This window comes from Cobetia sp. Dlab-2-AX (assembly GCF_024124625.1).
Taxonomy (GTDB): domain Bacteria; phylum Pseudomonadota; class Gammaproteobacteria; order Pseudomonadales; family Halomonadaceae; genus Cobetia.
In genome coordinates this window covers 1-21,941 of the sequence record NZ_JAMXRV010000015.1, presented here as the reverse complement: position 1 = coordinate 21,941, position 21,941 = coordinate 1, and the positions used below count along the sequence as shown (strand labels likewise).

The window sequence follows — 21,941 nt, the reverse complement described above, 5'->3', positions numbered from 1 at the left end:
GATCGCTCCCCTCAGGCCTTGCGGCCGGTGATGGCGTCGGACAGCGCCTGCGCTTCGGCGATGTCCAGGCTGCCTTCATAGATGGCGCGGCCGGTGATGGCACCGAGGATGCCCTGATCGGCCACTTCGGCCAGGCCACGGATGTCATCCAGGTTGGTCACGCCGCCGGACGCGATCACCGGGATACCGCCCTCGCGGGCCAGTGCCACGGTGGCTTCGATGTTGACGCCCTGCATCATGCCGTCGCGGGCGATGTCGGTATAGACGATGGAGGACACGCCGTCGTTGGCGAAGCGCTTGGCCAGTTCGGTGGCCTTGATGGTGGAGACTTCAGCCCAGCCATCGGTGGCCACGAAGCCGTCACGCGCATCGAGACCGACGATGATGCGGCCCGGGAAGGCGCGGCACATCTCGGCGACGAAGGCCGGTTCCTTCACGGCCTTGGTGCCGATGATGACCTGACCGACACCGGCTTCCAGGTAGTGCTCGATGGTCGCGGCATCACGGATGCCACCACCGATCTGGATCGGCAGCTCCGGGTAGGCGCGGGCGATGCGTGTCACGGCGTCGCCATTGACCGGCTTGCCTTCGAAGGCACCGTTGAGGTCGACCAGATGCAGACGGCGGCCACCGGCCTCGACCCAGCGCGCGGCCATGGCCAGCGGGTCATCGCCGTAGTTGGTGGAGTCTTCCATGCGGCCTTGCTTCAGGCGTACGCACTGACCGTCCTTGAGATCGATCGCGGGGATTACCAGCATGTCGGGTGTCCTCTCGGCGTGTCTTGTCACGCCTGTATTGTCGTCGGTATATCGAAGGCGGATGTATCGGCGTCCGTCACGCGAGACAGACGCCGAGGGTCACGCGGGCGAGCCTTCAGGGCTGCCAGCGGACGAAGTTCTCGAGCAGCTTGAGGCCGGCGGCCGCGCTCTTCTCCGGGTGGAACTGCACCGCGAACAGGCTGCCCTCACCGATGGCGACGTGCGCCTCGGCACCGGCGTAGTGCGTGGCGCCGTAGACCTTGGAGCGCTCGCTGGCCGATACATAGAAGCTGTGCACGAAGTAGAAGCGCGAGTTGTCCTCGATACCTTCCCACAGCGCGTGGCCCTGGGTGTGCGCGACATGGTTCCAGCCCATGTGCGGCACCTTGAGGCGCTGGCCATGTTCGTCCAGCTGCTGGTCATCGAAGCGTTTCACGTCGCCCTTGAAGTAGGCGAGGCAATCGATGCCACCGTTCTCTTCGCTGCGCTCCATCAGCATCTGCTGACCGACGCATACGCCCAGCAGTGGCTTGCTGTGGTTGCTCAACAGCTCGCCGACCAGACCGCGCAGCTCGGCGCGTTCAAGCTCGCCCATGCAGTCACGGATGGCGCCCTGGCCGGGCAGCACCACGCGGGTGGCACCGCGGATGGCACGCGGGTCGCTGGTGATCACGACATTCTCGTCGGCCACGTGCTCAAGCGCCTTGGCGACGGAGTGCAGGTTGCCCATGCCATAGTCGATGACGGCAATCGTCATGTCTTTCTCCCGAAGGCCGGAGGCAGGCTCCGGCGCTGGATGTCAGGCGTCTGGCGCCCGGATCATTCGTTTACAGCGAGCCCTGTTTACAATGAGCCCTTGGTGGAGGCGATACGGCCCCCCATGCGCTCGTCCTCTTCCACCGCCATGCGCACGGCACGACCGAAGGCCTTGAAGATGGTCTCGGCCTGGTGGTGGGCATTGAAACCCTTGAGGTTATCGATATGCAGGGTGGCGCCAGCGTGATTGACGAAGCCCTGGAAGAATTCCCAGAACAGCTGGGTATCGAAGCGACCGATGTTGCCGCGGGTGAACTCGCACTGCATGAACAGCCCCGGACGACCGGAGAAATCGATCACCACGCGCGACAGGGCTTCATCCAGCGGTACGTAGGCATGGCCGTAGCGGCGGATGCCGGCCTTGTTGCCCAGTGCCTGCGCGAAGGCCTGTCCCAGGGTGATGCCGATGTCCTCGACGGTGTGGTGGTCATCGATATGCAGGTCGCCATCGCAGTCGACCTCGATGTCGATCACGCCGTGACGGGCGATCTGGTCCATCATGTGTTCGAGGAAGGGCACGCCAGTGTTGGCGCTCAGCTTGCCTTCACCGTCCAGATTGATGCGGACCCGGATCTTGGTTTCCGAGGTGTTGCGATGAACTTCGGCGATACGCTCTACCATGATGTCTCTCCAGCGGTCGGTGACGCCATCAGCGGCTTCGAGGCCGATGGGGTCTGGGCGCAGTCTGGGGCCTTTGGTATGAGAGGCGTGTGTCCAGTCCGGCCGGGAAGTGCGCATCATGTGGTTATTGTCATGTGATGTCGCAATCGAAATCGTGATCAGGGCATTGACGACGGCAGAGAGCCGTCGGCGGGGCGCCTGATCGGCGGCAGGCGCGGCGTCTGCGTGCCTGCCCGACCCATCATTATAGAGAAAGGACAATGGCATCCGCTACAATGGCGGGCATTCATGTCGCGGGCGAGGAATTCACCATGCCGGTCACTCTTCAGATGATCGACCACGCGCGCTGGCAGACCGATGAGCAAGTCCGCATCGACCTGTCGCGTATCTATCACGAAGCTCCCGGTGAGCGTCTTCCGCTTGCCCCGGACGACTTCATTCAAGCCAATCTCGCCGCGGGACATCGCTTCTGCAGCGCCTTCTTCAACGATCGTCATATCGGCGCGCTGCTCTGCGAGGATGAAGGCGATGCCTGGAAGATCAGCCATTGCTGCGTGCGCAAGAGCACGCGTCGACGCGGTGTCGGTACGCGTCTGATGGCCCTGCTGTCGCTGGAAGCGGCCAGTGCCCAGCGTCTGCTGGTCGTGCCGAGTCAGGGATTGACCCTGGCCGACGAGCTGCTGGTATCACGTCTCGGCTATGTGCGAGACCCCGCCCGCGACGGCTTCGTGCTGGCGCAGGAGTGAACCCGGTCGTTGCCGGATGCGGAACTGACGTCAACGCGACCTGTCCACCGCCTGTGTCATCATCGAGGTCGCATTGAGGCTTTTTGCCGAGCAAGAGGACGATGCACGGCATGCGTGCTCGATGATGAGCGGCAGAAAGGGCATCACCTGATGCCGCAAGCCCACAGCGCCATCTCAAATGCTGCCCTCTGGAATGAGGCGCCGCAGCAATTCTCATCGTGTCAAAGGGAGGACGCAGATGAAAGCACTGTTCAGAGCCTTGCTGGCCATCGTCGGGGTACTGGCGTTGGTGGTCGTGGCGGGGGTGATCTATGTCACCACCTTCCTCGATCCGAATGATCTCAAGCCACGACTGGTCAAGGCGGTCAAGGACCAGGCGGGGCTGGAACTGGCCCTGAACGGCCCGCTGGACTGGTCCTTCTATCCGCGTCTCGGCGTCAGTGTCGAGGATGCCGAAGCCTGGCTGCCGGAGCAGGAGCGTGATCAGTCACCGTTTGCCTCCTTTGACCGCGCGGAAGTCGGCGTGTCCTTCACGCCACTGCTGAGCGGTGAGGTCGAAGTCGAAGGCGTCTTCCTCGACGGCCTCAAGCTGGCGCTCGAGCGTGATGCACAGGGGCGTGGCAACTGGGAAAGCCTGCTTGAGCATGCGGCGACGGCTGCCGACAGTGGCGCGGCGGATGAAGCGCTGCCGCCGGCCAAGAGCGCCGGTGTGGCGCTGGCGGATGACACGACGCCGTCGGTGCAGAATGGCGCCGGCAGCATGGCGGTCAATCTCGATATCGCCTCGGTGCAGGTCACCAATGGTCAGATCGCCTATCAGGACGCGGCCAGCGGGCTCGACATGACGCTCAACGACGTGGCGTTGACCTCCTCCAACGTCAGCCCCGACAAGGCCTTCCCGGTCGAGCTGTCGTTCGTGGCCGATGGGCGTGAGCCGGAACTTCAGAGCACCGTCAGCCTCGATGGCAAGGTGGCGCTGGACCTGCAGGGCGGCCGTCATGTGCTGACCGGCGTGAGCCTGGATACCACCACGCGCATGCCGTCGCTGGGTGACAAGGACCAGAGCGTGGCGCTGGATATCGACACCTTGACGCTGGATACCGACAAGCAGCTGTATCTGGCCGATGGCGCCGAGCTGGACGCGACGCTCCATCAGGCCGCGCTGGGTGACAAGGCCCTGCCGCTGAAAGCCACCTTCGGTGCCGAAGCCGACCTGGCGGCGGGCACGGCAAATCTTGAGAACCTGCTGCTGACCTCCGGCAGTGACCTGCGCCTCAGCGGGGCGCTCAAGGCCAAGGACATCACCGGCGATGCGCTCAGCTATAGCGGCCAGTTCAAGCTGGCACCGCTGTCGCCCAAGGCGTGGATGACGCGTGTCGGCATGGACGCGCCGCAGACCGCCAAGAGCAGCGCGCTGACCTCGCTGGCCTTCTCCAGCCCGTTCAAGGGCGACATGTCGCAGGTGCAGCTGACCAACCTGGTGATGGCGCTGGATGACACCACCCTCAATGGGCGCCTCGGCTCGTCCTTCGATGCCTCGCAGATCACCTTCGATCTGGATGTCGACGCGCTCAATCTCGATGACTACCTGGCACCGGCGGGCGCAGACGAGAAGACGGCAAGCCTGGGAGAAGCGCTCACGGCGGGCGTGATCGCGCCGGTCTATGCGGCCGATGGTGACGCGGAGCTGCTGCCGGTGGCATTGCTCAAGACGCTGGGCCTTCAGGGCCAGCTGGATATCGGCACGCTGATCGCTTCGGGTCTCGAGATGAACAAGGTGAGCGCCAAGCTGTCCGGTCAGCCGGGTGTACAGCAGCTCGATAGCCTGACGGCCAGCCTCTACGGCGGCTCGCTGGCGGCCAATGCGCGCATCGACAGCCGCAAGACACCGCTGAGCATGAGTTTCGGCGAGAAGCTGACCAATCTGGATATCGCGCCATTCCTCAAGGCGCTGGCGCCGGAGCAGAAGGGCATCCTGCGTGGTCGCCTGACGCTCAATGGTGACTACACCACCAGCACCAATCAGATCGACAGCATCAAACGCAATCTGAACGGCAAGGGCAACTTCGAGATTCGCAATGGCGAGGTGCTCGACGTCAATATCTCCAGGGAGATGTGCACTGCCGTGGCGACGCTGAGTGGCAAGACCTCCTCACGTGAATGGAAGGCCAATACGCCGCTGGAGCGCGCGCAGGGCAGCTTCACGGTCACCAATGGCGTGATCAGCAATCAGGATCTCGCCCTGGCGATTCCGGGCATCGCGCTGGACGGCAAGGGCCAGCTCAACCTGCCGACCGAGGCCTTCGACTACAACGTGGCGGCGCGCTTCATCGAGGGCGCGGATGACGCGGCCTGTGCGGTCAATCCGCGTCTGATCAAGCTGCGCTTCCCGGTGCAGTGCCAAGGCAACCTGAGCGGTGAGCCGGGTGAGTGGTGTGGCTTCGATCAGAAAGGCTTCCAGAGTGCCGCAGCGGAACTGGCCAAGGAAGAAGCCAAGCGCAAGGCGGGCGAGAAGGTCAGCGAGAAGCTGGATGAGAAGCTCGACGAAGATACCCGCAAGAAGATCGACGAAAAGCTGGGCGAAGGCGCCAGCGACAAGCTGAAGGGCGCGATTCAGGGGCTGTTCAACTGATCACGCGCTCCCTTCGCAGCAAGACCGGCACGCCAGCTCCTCGGGGCTGGCGTGCTGCCGTTTGAGCCCAGGCCATGGCGTCGACCATGGCACGAGCAGAGGAAGTTTTGATGGCGCGACCTGACACTGCTGCCACGCCAGACGTGACAGCTCCCGAGAGCCACGCCACGCCCGGCTTCGAAGACATCGCCCTCAGTCCCGAGGCGTTTCAGGCGCGCGTGTTCGACTGGTTCGATGAGCATGGCCGCAAGCACCTGCCTTGGCAGGAGAACACCACACCGTATCGCGTCTGGGTCTCGGAGATCATGCTCCAGCAGACCCAGGTCGCGACGGTGCTGCCGTACTACGCCCGCTTCATGGAGCGCTTCCCGGATGTCGCGGTGCTGGCGGCGGCGGATATCGATGACGTGCTGCACCTGTGGACGGGCCTTGGCTACTACGCGCGGGCGCGCAATCTGCACAAGGCCGCTCAGCAGGTCGTGAATGAGCACGACGGTGCCTTCCCGGTCGAGAGTGTCGAGGCATTGTCGGCCTTGCCGGGCATCGGCCGTTCGACCGCCGGGGCGATCATCAGCATCAGCACCGGACAGCGGGCGCCGATTCTCGATGGCAACGTCAAGCGCGTGCTGGCACGTCTGCATGCCGTGGAGGGCTGGCCGGGCCGTCCGGCGGTGGAGCGCAAGCTGTGGACGCTTGCGGAGCGCTACACGCCGCAGGTGCGGCTGGCGGACTGGACCCAGGCGATGATGGATCTCGGGGCCACCCTGTGCACGCGCGGCAGCAAGCCCGATTGCGCGCGTTGCCCCTTCGAGGAAGTCTGCGTGGCGCATGCGCGTGGCGAAGAGAAGCGCTTCCCCGAGAGCAAGCCCAAGAAGACCATACCGACGCGTCAGACACTGATGTTGCTGGTCAGTGACGAGGCGGGGAGGGTCCTGCTGGAACGCCGTCCGCCGACGGGCATCTGGGGCGGCCTATGGGCGCCGCCACTGGTCGAGGACCGCGAGGCCGCGCGGGAATGGGTCGCCCGCGAAGCCCGCGGCGCCCATCTGGAGGCGCCACTGGCGAGTTTCGAGCATGTCTTCAGCCACTTCCGGCTGACCATCACGCCGCAGCCGATACAGCTGGGCGAGGCAGGGCTTGCGCCAGCTCAAGCAGCCGGGAGCGTCAGCGAGTCGGCCGCCGACCGTCGCTTCGTCGACCCCGCCGCGCCAGACGCCGTGGGCCTGCCGGCGCCGGTCAAGGCGCTGCTGGCGCGCTGCACGGATGATCTGTTCGGCCTGTGAGGCCTTGTCGGTGTCGGCATCGGCCGTACGTCTGGGGCAAAGCGGCCCAGGCGTGCGAGAATGAGGAACAGTTAAGGCGTCTGGCGAAGGCTCGGCGCTCATCCGCACTGACATCCAGTCCTCTTACGGAGTTACCCATGCGCACCGTACATTGCCGCAAGTATGACCAGGACCTGCCGGGTCTCGATTTTCCGCCGCTGCCGGGCGAGAAGGGCCAGGACATCTGGTCCAACGTCTCCAGGCAGGCATGGGAAGAGTGGCAGGCGCTGCAGACGCGTCTGATCAACGAGAAGCACCTCAACATGATGGATGCCGACAGCCGTCGCTATCTGATGGAGCAGATGGATCGCTTCTTCAACAACCAGGAGACGGACCAGGCCGAAGGTTTCGTGCCGACGGACGCCGCCGCCAAGGGCGAATCGCAGGGCGGACAGGGCTACGAAGTCTGAGTGGCCGGCGAGGACGGCGGAAGGCGAATTACGACGCCAAATTCTTGATAAGCAAGGGTTGACGTCGGGAAAGGTTTTCTATTTAATACGTCCTCGTTGGCAAGGGCCAGATAGCTCAGTTGGTAGAGCAGGGGATTGAAAATCCCCGTGTCGGCGGTTCGATTCCGTCTCTGGCCACCAAGTGTTGGGGTATAGCCAAGTGGTAAGGCACCGGTTTTTGGTATCGGCATTCCCAGGTTCGAGTCCTGGTACCCCAGCCAGCTGACATGCAGTAACGTAGTAAGAAGACTCATATCATGAGTTCTTTGTGCCGGCTTAGCTCAGTTGGTAGAGCAACTGACTTGTAATCAGTAGGTCGAGGGTTCGACTCCTTTAGCCGGCACCATCTTCAGGCTTCTGTCGATGAGCGAAGAACACACGATATAGAGGTCGCCTTGGCGGCTTTTTTTGTGTCTTCAGGTTGGCCAGATAGCTCAGTTGGTAGAGCAGGGGATTGAAAATCCCCGTGTCGGCGGTTCGATTCCGTCTCTGGCCACCAAATTGGGGTATAGCCAAGTGGTAAGGCACCGGTTTTTGGTATCGGCATTCCCAGGTTCGAGTCCTGGTACCCCAGCCAATTCTGGCTAGCTGATGCAGTCGCAGGATGAATTCGGCAGCCAACAGAAAAGCCACCCTTCGGGGTGGCTTTTCTGCGTCTGGAGCAAAGGTCTGGAAGGCGACAGGGCATGCCGTGGTCCGGCGCTCACCTCAGTGCGAGGTGGGCTCTTCCGGGTGCATTGCCAGCCAGCTCAGGCGCTTGCGATAGATGGTGGAGGGCGCGATCTCCAGTATCGCCGCAGCGCGGGGGATGCTGCCATCACAGGCGCTGATGGCGCTCTCGATCGCCTCGCGTTCGACCATCCATAGCGGGCGCAATGTGGTCTCGTTGCCCTCAGACACATTGTGGCTGACCGGCGTGCGATGCGCCGTGCTGGAGGGCAAATCCAGCATGTCGGCCGTCAACACCTCACCATCATTGAGGATGATGGCGCGCCGCAGCGTGTTTTCCAGCTCCCGCACGTTGCCGGGCCAGTCATGGGCCAGCAGCTGACGCTCGGCACATACACTGAGTCGTGTGAAGCGCTTGCCCTCGTGGCCTGCCATGCGCCCCAGCAGCCCGGTGGCGATCTCCAGGATATCCTGACCGCGCTCGCGCAGTGGCGGCACCTTGAGTGGAATGACGTGCAGACGATAGAAGAGGTCTTCCCGGAAGCGGTGAGTATCGACCAGTACCCGCGGGTTCTGATGCGTGGCGCACACGATGCGGCAATTGACCTCTACCGTGCGCGTGGCGCCCACCGGCATTACCTGCCCCGTCTGCAGGAAGCGCAGCAGCTTGCTCTGCAAGGGCAGCGGCAGCTCCGCGATCTCATCGAGAAACAGCGTCCCCCCATCTGCCGCCACGGCGAGTCCCTGCTGGGTGCTCACGGCCCCCGTGAAAGCCCCGCGCACATGTCCGAACAATTGCGACTCCAGCAGCTCTGCCGGAATGGCGGCACAATTGACGGCGATGAATGGGCCGTCACGTACCGGGCTATGGCGGTGAATGGCAGTGGCACACAATTCCTTGCCGCTGCCGCTTTCGCCGGTGATGAAGATGGGAGCGTCCGAGTGGGCGACCTGGATGAGAGTGCGATAGAGCGTCTGCATGGCCGATGAGTCTCCGATAAACTCCCCAAAACCGCGAGGTCGCTTTACCGGTAGTTCCCTTACCCGCGAGGTAGTGGAGATATCGTCAGCCAGATTCAATGCGGTAGCCGATGATGCAGCCTGATGAGCTTTCAGTGCGGTCATGAGTGTTGTTCCCTTGCTGCTGGTCTTTCTGCATTGCCTGCGCTTTGTGTGAGCGGGCTGCGAAAGAATCATTGTCGGGCTGCTTCTGGTGACAGCCTCACCGGAGAGTCTGGATTCTCCAGCGTTGAGTGTTCGTCTTGGGGGTTTATCGAGTACCCATATAGAGGTTAATGACTTGTGCGAGATGATCATGGCGGCTTTTAGTGCGTTTTTTCCGCTCCCCCTGAGTGGCAGACTTCTCAGTCTCGACGCTCAGCCTGGCTGACCAACTCTCTACTCACGCTGAAAGGGTGAGCCCTGGTATCTGATGGTCTGTCTTGCCGCTGATGACTGTCCCGGGCAGTGCATCACTGGGCGTCTTCCTCTTCATCTCCGTTGTTGTGGGTAATGGTGAAGTCAGTCGATGATGTCTGAGAGCTACCATCCGCGGATTGATCCGCCGTGCCATCGATGGTGCCGGTGGAACCATCACTCAGCGTCTGTTCGATCTGTTGCCAGTTGCCGATCGAGGTGCTGCTGCCGGTATTGAGAGTGTATTCCCCGATATTGGTATCGGACCCTTCCCCCAGGCTGCCGGCCTTCTTGCTCTCGTAGAGGATCAGGGCGGATTCTGCGCTACGAGCCGGAAAGTCGTAAGGGAAGGGCCCCATCAGCGAGTTGGCGCTGGCAGTCGTGGCCAGCAGGCATCCCGCGCTGACGACCCCCAGGCTGAGACGTGTAAAGGCATTCATGTCTTGCTCCTTTCGCTCTGTGAAAGATGCAGTGTCTGATGCGTGAGACTTCTGATGTCGGCAGGTACTGAAACACACGCGGGTCGCCCCGCGTGTGTTGGTTGCCTGTTGAGGATTTACGGAGTAACGGGGCCGACGCTGATGGACATGTTGTTGCCCACAGAGGTGGCCGCGTTGTTGATGACCGGGCCCTCGAAGCTGCCTGCCGGCGGCAGATCCAGTGTGATGTTGCTGACCTTGGCAGTCGAGCTGATGTTGGCGAAGCTCATCTGGGTATTGTCGGCAATCAGGGCGCTATCGATATCTGTGCTATCCAGAGTGACCGACATATTGTTGCCCACGGAGGTCGCGGCATTGTCCACGCTCAGGTTGAGAATGTTGTCGACCTTGGCCAAGGACTCGACTTCAGCAGTGCCCGGGTAGAAGAAATAGCCACCAGAACCCGCCAAGAACTGCTCATTGTGCAGGTTGACCATGGCATCACTATCCACCGAGACATTGTTGCCCACCGAAGTGGCGGCATTCTCCAGGGACTCGAGCTTGGTGATGTCAGGATTGGGGGTCGAACCCTCATAGGTCACGTAGACATCGACGCTGGCCTCTGCCGCTGCTGCTGCCGCGGCGGAAGCGCTGGAGCCATGCTTGCTTGAGTGGGCACCTGAAATCGCGAAGGAGCTGGAGCTCGTACTGTCGAGCAGGTCGATGCTCGGCGTTCCTGCTTCTGCAGCGCCGTAGCTGACATCACTGACGATGGCTTCGGAGCTGACATCACCGATCTGCTTCTGCAGACTTTCGACCATCACCAGGCCACCTGGATCTTTGATTTGCGGGTCAATATAGACGTCAATGTCGACATCGGTATTCACCTGTCCATCCCAATCCCAGTCCACGTTATCGAAGGCCTGCGCCTGGCTTGTCATCATCATGCCGCTTACGAGACCGATGGCGACTGCGAGCTTGTTATAGGTAGTCATTGTCATGTTCCTCATGAATGTTGACTTATTGTGCTGCGCTGGATGCTGCCGGTACTGCTGATGCGGGTGTTGCCTGCAACGGTGTTGCGACTGCTTCATTTACTTCATTGCCACTTGATAGATTGCTGCTGGTATTGGCTGCGGCCACTTGCTGCGTGTTGCTATCGTCGTCTGCAACATGCTGTCCCGGGTGAAGCTCGCATTCCTGTCCCGCAGGTACAGGAAGCCCCAGGCCTTCAGTCAGAAGCTGGTACGCGCCCATCTCCACGACTGATCTCACGCCCAGCTGCAGTGGTTCATTGCGCACTGCGCCGGAATCAAACTCGACCAACTGATTGCCGAAGAAGCGGTAGATACCGGCTTCGACTTCGTAACCCACCACCTGCTTCTGCAGGCTGGTGACATAGACGGTGCGGAAGGTGCGGATATCGACCATGCGCAGGTCCAGGCCGACATTGATGACTGCAGTGCGCAGTCCGGCCCCGATTCCGCTGACAAACAGGCGGGCACCGCCGCTTGAAATGTTGTAATTGAGCTCTGTAAGAGCACCGAGAACCACGAAATGCGAAGGGAGAACTGCCAGTTTGCGCGGCGAGTAGGCCATTGCCTTGTTCTCGAAAAGCTGCTGCTCAGCCAGCGGGACTCGCACATCGAGGCGTTCGGTAAGATGCACCTTGCGAGTCTTGTAGAGGGCACTTATCAGCATCTCGGATACGCCCTGGGTCACGGCAGCACTCTCTGTCACGGTGGAGTAACTGCGTTGACCGGTCTTGTCCGTCACCTGACCCACTGCAATCACAGGCAGGTTGGTGGCTCCCTGAATTCGACTGAGTGATACGAGGCATTCGCTATATGGCGTATTGTTGGAGGTGACTGGTGGCCCTACGACCGGTTCGACATTGTCGAATTTCGGTTCGACAGCGGCGCAGCCCCCCAGCACTGTGGCCATGCAAGCGGCCATGCATATCCGTGGCTTAAACATGCTGGAAGTTCCCCTGGTGTGACGCATGATCCTGCGCCGTTATTTTTCTCTGATATGTCTCTATCAGTTGTTCTGCCGTGCTTTCCTAGGGGCACGAAGCGTGCCAAATAATTTCACAATATTTCACAGACACTTACGCATTAATGCGCGATGTTGCGCGCGATGCATTTTGCAAATGGCGAAGCGAAGTGAGGGGAAATACCACGGGCATGGTGCCAGTGGTGAGCCGTTGATTAAGCCGGTTATCTCACGGAAGATGAGATTCAGTGCCAACAGGATGAGCCAGAACTGGCGAGAGGGGATGACTGAAGGATTTTGTCATTCGCGAGGCACAGACGGCCTCATGTTTTCTTGAGAAGGGTGATGGCGGGAGTGGTGTGAGATTGGATGGTCTTTTAACGATCTTGCGGATCAGATCTCTATGCTTTTTTCATGAATCTTGGGGTTGAAGTCTGTTGTATGGCCCATAGGTGGGACACTGCGGGCAAGCCGCATGCTAGAACGCCAGATTCCACTTTCCTCAATGCAAGACACTGATGCCTTAAGGAGAGCACGATGACAGCTTCACGCCATATGACTTCGTACAACGCCACTTCCGCTCTCTCGTCCAAGCAACGTCAACACGAGCAGATCGATGGTGGCAACGGCAGCGCCGCTGCAGAAACCTCCAAGCAGCAGCTGGACGCCCGGCAGACCAATGCCGACAGTGATCAGGCGCCGGAAGCCTATCTCGACAAGTCGGGCAGCGACCGTGGCTCCGATCACTCACGAGATGCCTATCCGACGCGTCTGAGCCAGCCGCCGCAGCACCTGTGGCAGAAGCGTCGCGAGCCCGTCGTGAACTCGCGTGCCGATGAGGGGCCGCTGGGCGCCGAGCAGCTCAAGCGCTTCGAGCGCGATGGCTTCCTGTTCGAGCCGGAATTCCTGGCACCGGAGGAAGTCGAGGCGCTGAAGGCCGAGCTGGCAGCGCTGCTCGACAACGAAGAGTGGCAGGGACGTGATTTCACCATCACCGAGCCCAAGAGCCGCCAGATTCGCTCCATCTTCGCCGTGCATTTCCTGTCCGAGCGTTTCCGTCAGCTCGCCGAGGACCCGCGCCTGGTCGATCGCGCGCGTCAGATCCTGGGGGGCGATGTCTATGTCCACCAGTCGCGCATCAACTACAAGCCGGGCTTCGAGGGCAAGGGCTTCAACTGGCACTCGGACTTCGAGACCTGGCACGCCGAGGATGGCATGCCGGAGATGCGCGCGGTCAGCGCCTCGATCATCCTGACCGACAATCATCACTTCAATGGTCCGCTGATGCTGATTCCCGGCTCGCATGAAGTCTTCGTGCATTGCCTGGGCGAGACACCGGAAGACAACCACAAGTCGTCCCTGCAGGCGCAGGAAGTCGGGGTTCCCTCGCGCGAAGCGCTGAGCGAGCTGATCGCCGAACGTGGTATCGAAGCACCGACCGGTGCCGCTGGTGGTCTGTTGATGTTCGACTGCAATACGCTGCATGGCTCCAATGCCAACATGTCGCCGGACCCGCGCAGCAACGCCTTCTTCGTCTACAACCGTGTCGACAACGCGATGCAGGCACCCTTTGCCGCCGCGCGTCCGCGCCCGGAATTTCTTGCGCACCGTCTCGATGGTGGCTGGGACGAACTTGAAGACTGAGCTGGAAAACTGAACTTGAAGACCTGGCTTGAAGGCCGAAGTGGACTGAACTGCACAACGCCGGGTTGCGCTCAGGCGGCGAAATCTCGGACGTTGGTGTGGTAGTGGCAGGCTGTCGGGGCGACGTATCATTGCGATATCTCTCATTGATCGTCTTTCATTGACCCTCCATCACGCCCCGACAGGAGTTCTGCATGCCGCTTGCTCAGCGTTTCACCCCGCGTTTCAGCGATGGTCGCGTCTTCGCTCATGACCTCGGCAAGGTGGTCTGTGTCGGCCGCAATTACGCAGCCCACGCCGCGGAGCTCGGCAATGAAGTGCCCAGCGAGCCGCTGTTGTTCATCAAGCCCGCCACCAGCGTGACGCCGATGGACAAGCCATTGGCGATCTCTCGGCGGCGCGGTCAGTACCATTACGAGGCCGAGCTGGCGCTGCTGATCGGCAAACCGCTGTGTGAAGCCAGCGAATCAGAGGCGCTGGAAGCACTGGCCGGCATGGGCCTGGCGCTGGACCTGACCCTGCGTGAGCGCCAGAGCAAGCTCAAGGCCAAGGGCCAGCCGTGGGAGCTGGCCAAGGCCTTTGATGGCAGCTGTCCGCTGTCTTCCTTCGTGGCGTTGGAAGGGCCACGTTGGCGCGATGCCGATGGCGAGCTGCACGACGTGGATTTCCAGGCGCTTCACTATTGTTTCGCCATCGACGGCGAGCAGCGCCAGCAGGCGGATACCAGCCTGATGCTGTTCCCCGTCGCGCGGCTGCTCAGTGAAATCAGCCACAGCTTCACCCTGCTTCCCGGTGATGTGGTGCTGACCGGCACGCCGGAAGGCGTCGGCGAGCTGAATCCGGATCAGGCACTGGCACTGGCACTGGCGCTGGATGCCCCGGATGGCAGCGGCGAGCTGTTGCGCATCGAGACGCGCACTCGCGGCGTGGCATGACGTCTGGGGCTGTTCCAGCCTGCCCCCGAACTTGAGCTGGCTCAGGACAGCCTTCAGCGTGTTGACAGCAGCCCTGAGCGAGTAAGTAGTAGCCCTGAGGGAGTTGAAAGCAGCCCCGAGCGGGTTAAAAAAGAAAAGCCCCTGCCGGGTCACCGGCAGGGGCTTTTGCTGTCTGGGCTTCTGTCTCAGCTCTCCAGGTAGGTGTAGCCGTCGAGACCGGCCTTCAGGTCTTCGAGCAGATCGGCCTGCTCCAGCGCATTCAGGTTGGATGACTTGAGCTGACGCGCGAGGCGTGCGGCCAGCTGCTCCGGGTCGAAGTTCACGTAGCGCAGCACCTGCGCCACGCTATCACCTTGAATCGCATGGGAAAGCTGCCACTGACCATCGTCGTCGAGGCTGGCATCCACGGAATCGGTATCGCCGAACAGGTTGTGCAGATCGCCGAGGATTTCCTGATAGGCGCCGACCATGAAGAAGCCGAGCAGCTTCTCTTCATCGGCATGCCATTCCGGCAGCGGCAGGGTGGCGTCCAGGCCCTGGTCATCCACATAGGTGTCGATGCGGCCATCGCTGTCACAGGTGATGTCCTGAATCACGCCACGTCGTGTCGGCGCGCGGTCGAGACCGGTCAGCGGCAGGATCGGGAAGATCTGCTCGATGCCCCAGATGTCCGGCAGTGACTGGAACAGCGAGAAGTTGACGAACAGCTTGTCGGCCAGCTTCTCGTTGAGCTCATCGAGCACCGCACGGTGCGAGCGCTGGCGCGCATCGAGACGCCCGGCCAGGCTGCGACACACGTTGGTGTAGATGGCCTCGGCCTCGGCGCGGATGGCGATGCTCGCCAGCCCCATCACGAAGCGTTCCTGCACCTGATGCTGGGCATGCACCACGGCGTGGTAGATCTCCACCAGCTCACGCGGCTCCAGCTGACCCTCCAGTCGTGCAGCCTGGGCCCACAGCGCAGCGATCTGGGCATCGTCCTCGCGGCGTGCGGGCAGCGGCAGGTTCACGCGCTCCTCGCCGATCACATCCGTCACCAGCACCGCGTGATGGGCGGTCAGGGCGCGGCCGGATTCGGAAATGATGTGCGGATGCGGCAGGTCATGGGCATCACAGACGGCGTGGAAGGCACCGACCACATAGTCGGCATATTCGCGCATCGAGTAGTTGAGCGAGCAGGCGCTTTCCGAGCGCGTGCCTTCATAGTCCACGCCCAGGCCGCCACCGACATCGACGATCTCCACGCCGGCGCCAGCTTCGTGCAGGCCCTGATAGAAGCGCGCGCACTCGGCCAGACCGCGCTGGATATCGCTGATGTCCGCGATCTGGGAGCCAAGATGGAAGTGGACCAGCTTGAGGCAATCCAGCGCATCCACTTCGCGCAGACGTTCGACCAGCGCGACGATCTGGCTGGCAGTCAGGCCGAACTTGGACTTCTCGCCGCCGGTGTTCTGCCAGTTGCCCTTGCCGATGGTGGCCAGGCGCGCGCGTAGGCCGATGCGCGGGCGCACGCCCAGACGCCTGGCCTCTTCCAGCACCAGTTCCAGCTCACTGGCCTTCTCGACCACCAGATGCACGCGGTGGCCGAGCTTCTCGCCCATCAGCGCCAGACGCACGTATTCGCGGTCCTTGTAGCCATTGCAGACAATCACCGACGGGCCGTTGTCCGACAGCGCCAGCACCGCGAGCAGTTCCGGCTTGCTGCCGGCTTCCAGTCCGACGCGCCCGCGTGAGCGCTCGCTGGTCGCCAGCAGCTCCTCGACCACGCGACGTTGCTGATTGACCTTGATCGGGTAGACGGCGGTGTAGCTGGCACCATAGCCGCGCGCGCTGATGGCGGCATCGAAGGCAGCGCACAGCTGCTCGACGCGGTCATGCAGGATATCGGCGAAGCGAACCAGCAACGGCAGGCGCAGGCCCTGGGCGCGGGCCTTGTCGATCAGCGAGATCAGCGACAGCGCAGGCGTGCCCGGCTCGCCATGCGGGCGCACCAGTGTCAGGCCATCCTGGCCCACGTCGAAATAGCCGCTGCCCCACTGGTCGATGTTGTAGGTGCGGCGGGCTTCGGCGGCAAAGGAAGTCATCGCGGTCTCCGGAGGTGGACGGCGTGAAGACAAGTCCGGTGGCGCGCCGCGAGCCGGGCAGCACCGGAGAAGACAATGACGCCCGCACGGATGCGGGCGCTCAGAGGGCGCATTATGCCTGCTGGGGGCCAGCAGGCAATTGCTTTGACGACTCGGTCAGTACGCAAGGTGCCGATCAGGCCGGTTGCGTGGCCTCGGGCAGCGGCAGAGCGCCTTCCTCGATGCGCCGACCCAGCAGCTGGCGGTATTGCGCCGGGTCCTTCGGCGTCAGGTTGTGGGCGGACGGGTCCACGTAGACCACCAGCAGGCGTGACAGCCAATAGCGCAGCGCGGTCATGCGCAGCATGCTCGGCCACAGGCGGCGTTCGTCGGCATTCATCGGGCGCTCGGCGAGATAGGCGCTGAGCAGGGCGTCATAACGCGCCGGGTCCAGGCGGCCATCATCATTGGAGCACCAGTCATTGACCAGAATCGACAGATCGAAGATCAGGTCGCCGGTGCAGCCGTTGTAGAAGTCGATGATGCCGCCGAGACGGTCGCCGTCGAACAGGGTGTTGTCGCGGAACAGGTCACCGTGCAGCGCGCCCTGTGGCAGCTCGACACCGCTGAAGACGTCCTCGCAGACATCGATCTCGTCGGCCATCAGCGCCTGGTCTTCGGGGCTCAGATACGCCAGCACCTTGTGGTGCATCGGCTTGATCCAATGCAGGTCACGGGTGTTGGGGCGGTGGCCGGTGAAGTGCTGCGAGACGGCATGCATGCGCCCCAGCGCCGCGCCGATCTCGCGGCACTGGGCCACGTTGGGCGAGACCGGCCAGCTGCCCGGCATACGCGGGAACAGCAGCGCCGGCTTGCCTGCCAGCACCTTGAGCGCCTGGCCGTCGCGGTCGTGCAGCGGGCCCGGCACCGGCAGCTGGTGGCTGGCGAGGAAGTCGAGCAGCTCGACGAAGAAGGGCAGTTCCGCATGCTCGCCCTGCTCGAACAGGGTCAGCACCATCTCGCGGCGATCGGTGGTGACGAAGAAGGTCGAGTTCTCGGTGCCGTGCGCGACATCCTCAAGCGATGTCAGCGTGCCTGCGTCGTACTCTGCCAGAAATTCTGCGACCTGAGCGTCGCTCAGGGGGGTAAAGACTGCCATGGGTGACTCTTCTCGCCGAAATGTGTCCGCCCCATCAGTGGCGCGCCGCCGGAGCGAAGCGGCGGCAATGCGCTGACAGGAGTTGTTGTAGGTATGCAGGAAGGATGCCGTCACGCCCGGGGGCAAGCGATATGCCGCGGGCGTGATGCCTGTCGCTGCTGGCTCAGCTCTCGCGTGAACCCGATGCCGAGCTTATCACTTTTTCAGTGCCCAGCCGGGTACCTTGAGCTGGCTGGCACTGGTGACGCTGGACTTGATGAAGTTGCCGTTGCCGTCACTGTCGAGCAGGAAGAAGGGCGCGCCGCCCTTGGGGATGATCTCGATGGCATACAGATGGCCATTGACGCGGTATTCGCGCAGCTGGCGGTCATCCTGCTGACGGCTGGTGATCTGCGGCTTCGGGGCCTCGCTCTCGGCGACGGCCAGCGGCGCACTCAGGGCGGTGACGGCCAGCAGCAGCCCGGTGGCCAGCAGCGTGGGCAGGCGCAGCAGGGAATGCGGAGCAATGGAAGCAGTCGAGCGCATGAGAAATCTCCTGGACGCAAGGTACGGTGCGCGGAAGTCCTGAAGGCGGGCGATGCGGCGTGATACCCGATGCCTGCCTGATGGGCGCAGTTTACGACTCTTGCCGGCAGTGTGCACGACTTCCCGCCATCAATGCCGGGCGCAGAAGACACACGCGCCGAGGGTGGCGACTGTGCCTCGCCGCAGCCCTTGCGTATCATGACAGCCATAGCTGCCGAGAGGTTTTCGGCCCCGACTCTGCTTGCCCCAAGCTCACCCTTCAGCCTACGGATGCGACTGCTCATGGCCGCCACGCCGATCGTTCTCGTCGATGGATCTTCCTATCTCTATCGTGCCTTTCATGCTCTGCCGCCGCTGACCACCTCCAAGGGCCTGCCCACCGGCGCGGTGAAGGGCGTGATCAACATGCTCAAGAGCCTGATCCGCCAGTATCCGGACAGCCCCATGGCGGTGGTCTTCGATGCCAAGGGCAAGACCTTCCGCGACGACATGTACCCCGAGTACAAGGCCCAGCGTCCGCCGATGCCGGATGACCTGCGCCTGCAGGTCGAGCCGCTGCATGCCTGCGTGCGTGCCCTCGGTCTGCCGCTGCTGTGCGTGGAAGGCGTCGAGGCCGATGACGTCATCGGCACCCTGGCGCGCATGGCGACCGAAGCCGGGCGTGATGCCGTCATCTCTACCGGCGACAAGGACATGGCCCAGCTGGTGAACGAGCACATCACCCTGGTCAACACCATGAAGAACGAGACGCTGGACGTGGACGGCGTCACCGAGAAGTTCGGCATTCCGCCGAACCTGATCATCGACTTCCTCGCGCTGATGGGCGACAAGGTCGACAACATTCCCGGCGTGCCGGGCGTGGGTGAGAAGACCGCGCTGGGCCTGCTGCAGGGCATGGAAGGCGGCCTCGATACCATCTACGGCGATCTCGAGCGCATCAAGACGCTCAGCTTCCGTGGCGCCAAGACGCTGGCCAAGAAGATGGAAGCGCATCGCGAGGACGCCTATCTCTCCTATCGTCTCGCCACCATCAAGCTGGACTGCGAGTTGGAGTATGGCCTGGATGACCTCGCCATCGCCGCGCCGGACACCGCAGCGCTGGTCGAGCTCTACCGCGAGATGGAGTTCAAGGCCTGGCTGAAGGAGCTGCTGGAAGGCGGCGACATGGCGGCCACGCCGCATGCCGACGAGAAGGGCAGCGGGGTCGCCGGCAATGACCTGCTCGGCGACAGCATCGCGCCGGTCGCGGACAAGGCCGCCGGCAAGGGCAAGGCCGCCGCTGCGCCAACCCCTGAGCTGGAAGCGGCGGAAGAGGACGACGAGATGCCCGATGCGCTGCCGCCGCGTGAGGAGCGCAACTATCGCGCCATCACCGAGCAGGCCGAGCTGGATGCGTGGCTCGAGCGCGTGCGCAACGCCACCTCGCTGTGCTTCGATCTCGAGACCACCAGCCTCAACTACATGGAAGCCGAGATCGTCGGTATCGGCATGGCGCTGGAAGTCGGCGAGGCCGTCTACATTCCTGTCGCCCACAGCTATCTGGATGCCCCCGCGCAGCTGGATCGCCAGGCCGTGCTGGAGGCGCTGACGCCGATTCTCGCCGACACCGCCATCACCAAGATCGGCCAGAACCTCAAGTACGACATCGAGGTGCTGGCGCGCTATGACATCGCGGTGGCCGGCCCGCTGGCCGACACCATGCTGATGTCCTACGTGCTCAATTCCACCGCGACCCGTCACGACATGGACTCGCTGGCGCTCAAGTATCTGGGCGAGAGCACCATCAGCTTCACCGACATCGCCGGCAAGGGCGCCAAGCAGCTGACGTTCGATCAGATCGCGCTGGAAGAGGCGATGCCGTATGCCTGTGAGGATGTCGACATCACCCTGCGCCTCGCCGCGCTGCTGATGCCGCGCATCGAGAAGCTGGGCCGTCTGGGCGAGGTGCTGCGTGATTACGAATATCCGCTGATTCCGGTGCTGGCGCGCATCGAGCGCAACGGCGTCGCGATCGACCCTGAGCGCCTGCACGCTCAGACGCGTGAGCTGACCGAGCAGATCCACGACATCGAGAAGCAGGCCTTTGAGCTGGCGGGCCGCGAGTTCAATCTCTCTTCCCCCAAGCAGCTGGGCGAGATCCTCTTCGAGGAGCAGAAGCTGCCGGTCAAGAAGAAGACCCCCAAGGGCGCGCCGTCCACCGCCGAAGCGGTGCTCGAGGAGCTGGCGCTGGACTACCCGCTGCCCAAGCTGATCATGCGCCATCGCGGCATGACCAAGCTCAAGAGCACCTACACCGACAAGCTGCCGCAGCTGGTCAACCCGACCACGCGTCGCCTGCACACCAGCTACCATCAGGCCGTCACCGCTACCGGGCGTCTGTCGTCGTCTGATCCGAACCTGCAGAACATTCCGGTGCGCAGTGACGAGGGGCGTCGCATTCGTCAGGCCTTCATCGCACGCACCGGCTATCGCATCGTCGCGGCGGATTACTCGCAGATCGAGCTACGCATCATGGCGCACCTCTCCGGTGACAAGGGCCTGCTCTCGGCCTTCGCCGAGAATCGCGATGTGCACGCTGCCACCGCCGCGGAAGTCTTCGGCACCGAGGAAGCGAAGGTCAGCAGTGATCAGCGTCGCAGTGCCAAGGCCATCAACTTCGGGCTGATCTACGGCATGTCCGCCTGGGGCCTCTCGCGTCAGCTGGATATCGAACCCGGCCAGGCCAAGACTTACATCGAGCGCTACTTCGAGCGTTATCCGGGCGTCGCCACCTACATGGAAGACACGCGCCACCTCGCCGCCGAGCAGGGCTACGTCGAGACCATCTTCGGTCGTCGTCTTTACCTGCCGGAAATCGGCTCGCGCAATCATGCGCGCCGTGCTGCCGCCGAGCGCACCGCCATCAACGCCCCGATGCAGGGCAGCGCCGCCGACATCATCAAGCGCGCCATGATCGACGTGGACGCCTGGCTGGCGGGCAGCGACGGTGCCGACAGATACGACGCCATGATGGTCATGCAGGTACACGATGAACTCGTCTTCGAAGTCGCCGAAGCGCAGGTCGAAGACTTCATGAAAGACGTCGCGCAGCGCATGCAGAACGCCGCCTCCCTCGACGTCCCGCTGCTCGTCGAAGTCGAGCAAGGCGACAACTGGGAAGAAGCGCATTGACTTGTCAAGATTGCATTTTAGTTGGGGTGCTTTCTTGAAAGACAGTAATTCAGTGTAATGCTTGGAGTCATAATGCCCCATGAGTTTCGTGTGGGGCATTATGAGATCAAGATTTTATTGTTCTGTGGTTTTCTTGAGGTTTCTATTTTATAGCTGTTTGGCTAGATATCAGCTTAACTAGTTATACCGCTAAATTTGTCTTGATAGTTATTATGAAATCTCTATAGGCGATTCTGTAGTCGTTGATTAACTCGCGCATTTTAATTAGGGCGTCTTGGTATTTTACGTCATCCTCTTCGTTTCCAAAAAAACCATCGCGATCACAATTCCAATATGGATGCAGACATAGGTAGTTGTCATTAAGACCATTTCTAAGCTGTTGAAAATTATTTAACAAGAAAGCGTCAAGTTCTTCTGCTTTATTAAGGAGAATATTAGAAGATTGGTTCAGGCTGTCATTCGCAAATAAGTTGCTAGGTGTCGGGTTCCGTCTGATTGACTATAGCTTGCGTAAACAGCTCAGGTCGTTCGACCTGCCACTCCTTCATTGCTGCTATAGGCGCTTTGTGGTGTAGTGCTCTCTGAGGAATGTGGTGGTTAT

17 protein-coding genes, 5 tRNA genes and 1 pseudogene are annotated in these 21,941 nt (G+C 62.0%); 12 read left to right on the top strand and 11 right to left on the bottom strand.

Features of this window, described 5'->3' with window-relative positions; translation table 11 throughout:
- Positions 1-11: 11 nt before the first annotated feature.
- The 3 genes from hisA to hisB form a co-directional block, all read right to left on the bottom strand.
- Entirely contained in the window at positions 12-758 is a 747-nt protein-coding gene (gene hisA / locus NH396_RS16710; RefSeq protein WP_166019619.1) for a 1-(5-phosphoribosyl)-5-[(5-phosphoribosylamino)methylideneamino]imidazole-4-carboxamide isomerase, read from the bottom strand.
- Between the two features lie 115 nt (positions 759-873).
- Positions 874-1,515 (bottom strand): imidazole glycerol phosphate synthase subunit HisH, encoded by a 642-nt coding sequence (gene hisH / locus NH396_RS16705; protein ID WP_054555217.1) that lies wholly within the window; start codon positions 1,513-1,515, stop codon positions 874-876.
- 86 nt (positions 1,516-1,601) lie between these two features.
- The gene (hisB, locus tag NH396_RS16700) at positions 1,602-2,195 is read right to left on the bottom strand and encodes an imidazoleglycerol-phosphate dehydratase HisB (RefSeq protein ID WP_043336716.1); all 594 of its coding nucleotides are present in this window, start codon (positions 2,193-2,195) and stop codon (positions 1,602-1,604) included.
- A 260-nt stretch (positions 2,196-2,455) separates the two neighbouring features.
- Between hisB and NH396_RS16695 the strand changes: the two genes are divergently transcribed.
- The 9 genes from NH396_RS16695 to NH396_RS16655 all read left to right on the top strand — a co-directional run bounded on the left by NH396_RS16695 (position 2,456) and on the right by NH396_RS16655 (position 7,921).
- The gene (locus NH396_RS16695) at positions 2,456-2,941 is read left to right on the top strand and encodes an acetyl-CoA sensor PanZ family protein (RefSeq protein WP_253064990.1); all 486 of its coding nucleotides are present in this window, start codon (positions 2,456-2,458) and stop codon (positions 2,939-2,941) included.
- A gap of 238 nt (positions 2,942-3,179) precedes the next feature.
- Positions 3,180-5,573, top strand: a complete 2,394-nt coding sequence (locus NH396_RS16690; protein ID WP_253064989.1) for an AsmA family protein — start codon at positions 3,180-3,182, stop codon at positions 5,571-5,573.
- A 110-nt stretch (positions 5,574-5,683) separates the two neighbouring features.
- Entirely contained in the window at positions 5,684-6,856 is a 1,173-nt protein-coding gene (mutY, locus tag NH396_RS16685) for an A/G-specific adenine glycosylase (protein ID WP_253064988.1), read from the top strand.
- Between the two features lie 137 nt (positions 6,857-6,993).
- Positions 6,994-7,305 (top strand): oxidative damage protection protein, encoded by a 312-nt coding sequence (locus NH396_RS16680; protein WP_176675968.1) that lies wholly within the window; start codon positions 6,994-6,996, stop codon positions 7,303-7,305.
- A 104-nt stretch (positions 7,306-7,409) separates the two neighbouring features.
- Positions 7,410-7,485 (top strand) — tRNA-Phe (locus NH396_RS16675).
- A 5-nt stretch (positions 7,486-7,490) separates the two neighbouring features.
- Positions 7,491-7,565 (top strand) — tRNA-Gln (locus NH396_RS16670).
- 49 nt (positions 7,566-7,614) lie between these two features.
- A tRNA-Thr gene (locus NH396_RS16665) sits at positions 7,615-7,690 on the top strand.
- Positions 7,691-7,767: 77 nt separating this feature from the next.
- A tRNA-Phe gene (locus tag NH396_RS16660) sits at positions 7,768-7,843 on the top strand.
- A 3-nt stretch (positions 7,844-7,846) separates the two neighbouring features.
- Positions 7,847-7,921 (top strand) — tRNA-Gln (locus NH396_RS16655).
- 131 nt (positions 7,922-8,052) lie between these two features.
- Here NH396_RS16655 and NH396_RS16650 read toward each other — a convergent pair.
- The 4 genes from NH396_RS16650 to NH396_RS16635 form a co-directional block, all read right to left on the bottom strand.
- On the bottom strand, positions 8,053-9,138 hold the full coding sequence (locus NH396_RS16650; RefSeq protein WP_290441828.1) for a sigma-54 dependent transcriptional regulator: 1,086 nt from the start codon (positions 9,136-9,138) through the stop codon (positions 8,053-8,055).
- Between the two features lie 347 nt (positions 9,139-9,485).
- Positions 9,486-9,869: a hypothetical protein gene (locus tag NH396_RS16645; RefSeq protein WP_253064987.1), complete on the bottom strand. Its 384-nt coding sequence runs from the start codon at positions 9,867-9,869 to the stop codon at positions 9,486-9,488.
- Between the two features lie 116 nt (positions 9,870-9,985).
- Positions 9,986-10,843: a hypothetical protein gene (locus tag NH396_RS16640; protein ID WP_253064986.1), complete on the bottom strand. Its 858-nt coding sequence runs from the start codon at positions 10,841-10,843 to the stop codon at positions 9,986-9,988.
- Positions 10,844-10,868: 25 nt separating this feature from the next.
- On the bottom strand, positions 10,869-11,792 hold the full coding sequence (locus NH396_RS16635) for a CsgG/HfaB family protein (protein ID WP_253064985.1): 924 nt from the start codon (positions 11,790-11,792) through the stop codon (positions 10,869-10,871).
- A 588-nt stretch (positions 11,793-12,380) separates the two neighbouring features.
- Between NH396_RS16635 and thpD the strand changes: the two genes are divergently transcribed.
- Positions 12,381-13,487, top strand: a complete 1,107-nt coding sequence (gene thpD / locus NH396_RS16630; protein WP_306424430.1) for an ectoine hydroxylase — start codon at positions 12,381-12,383, stop codon at positions 13,485-13,487.
- Between the two features lie 194 nt (positions 13,488-13,681).
- Positions 13,682-14,422: a fumarylacetoacetate hydrolase family protein gene (locus NH396_RS16625; RefSeq protein ID WP_253064984.1), complete on the top strand. Its 741-nt coding sequence runs from the start codon at positions 13,682-13,684 to the stop codon at positions 14,420-14,422.
- A 185-nt stretch (positions 14,423-14,607) separates the two neighbouring features.
- Here NH396_RS16625 and speA read toward each other — a convergent pair whose 3' ends face one another.
- The 3 genes from speA to NH396_RS16610 all read right to left on the bottom strand — a co-directional run bounded on the left by speA (position 14,608) and on the right by NH396_RS16610 (position 18,169).
- The gene (gene speA / locus NH396_RS16620) at positions 14,608-16,506 is read right to left on the bottom strand and encodes a biosynthetic arginine decarboxylase (RefSeq protein ID WP_253064983.1); all 1,899 of its coding nucleotides are present in this window, start codon (positions 16,504-16,506) and stop codon (positions 14,608-14,610) included.
- 175 nt (positions 16,507-16,681) lie between these two features.
- Complete coding sequence (locus NH396_RS16615; protein ID WP_253064981.1) at positions 16,682-17,644, bottom strand: homoserine kinase; 963 nt, start codon at positions 17,642-17,644, stop codon at positions 16,682-16,684.
- A 195-nt stretch (positions 17,645-17,839) separates the two neighbouring features.
- On the bottom strand, positions 17,840-18,169 hold the full coding sequence (locus NH396_RS16610; protein ID WP_082388170.1) for a DUF2782 domain-containing protein: 330 nt from the start codon (positions 18,167-18,169) through the stop codon (positions 17,840-17,842).
- A gap of 282 nt (positions 18,170-18,451) precedes the next feature.
- Here NH396_RS16610 and polA point away from each other — a divergent pair, with 282 nt between their 5' ends.
- Complete coding sequence (polA, locus tag NH396_RS16605; protein WP_253064979.1) at positions 18,452-21,340, top strand: DNA polymerase I; 2,889 nt, start codon at positions 18,452-18,454, stop codon at positions 21,338-21,340.
- 473 nt (positions 21,341-21,813) lie between these two features.
- Here the strand turns inward: polA and NH396_RS16600 are convergent.
- Positions 21,814-21,941: pseudogene (locus NH396_RS16600) on the bottom strand (IS481 family transposase); the annotation flags it as partial.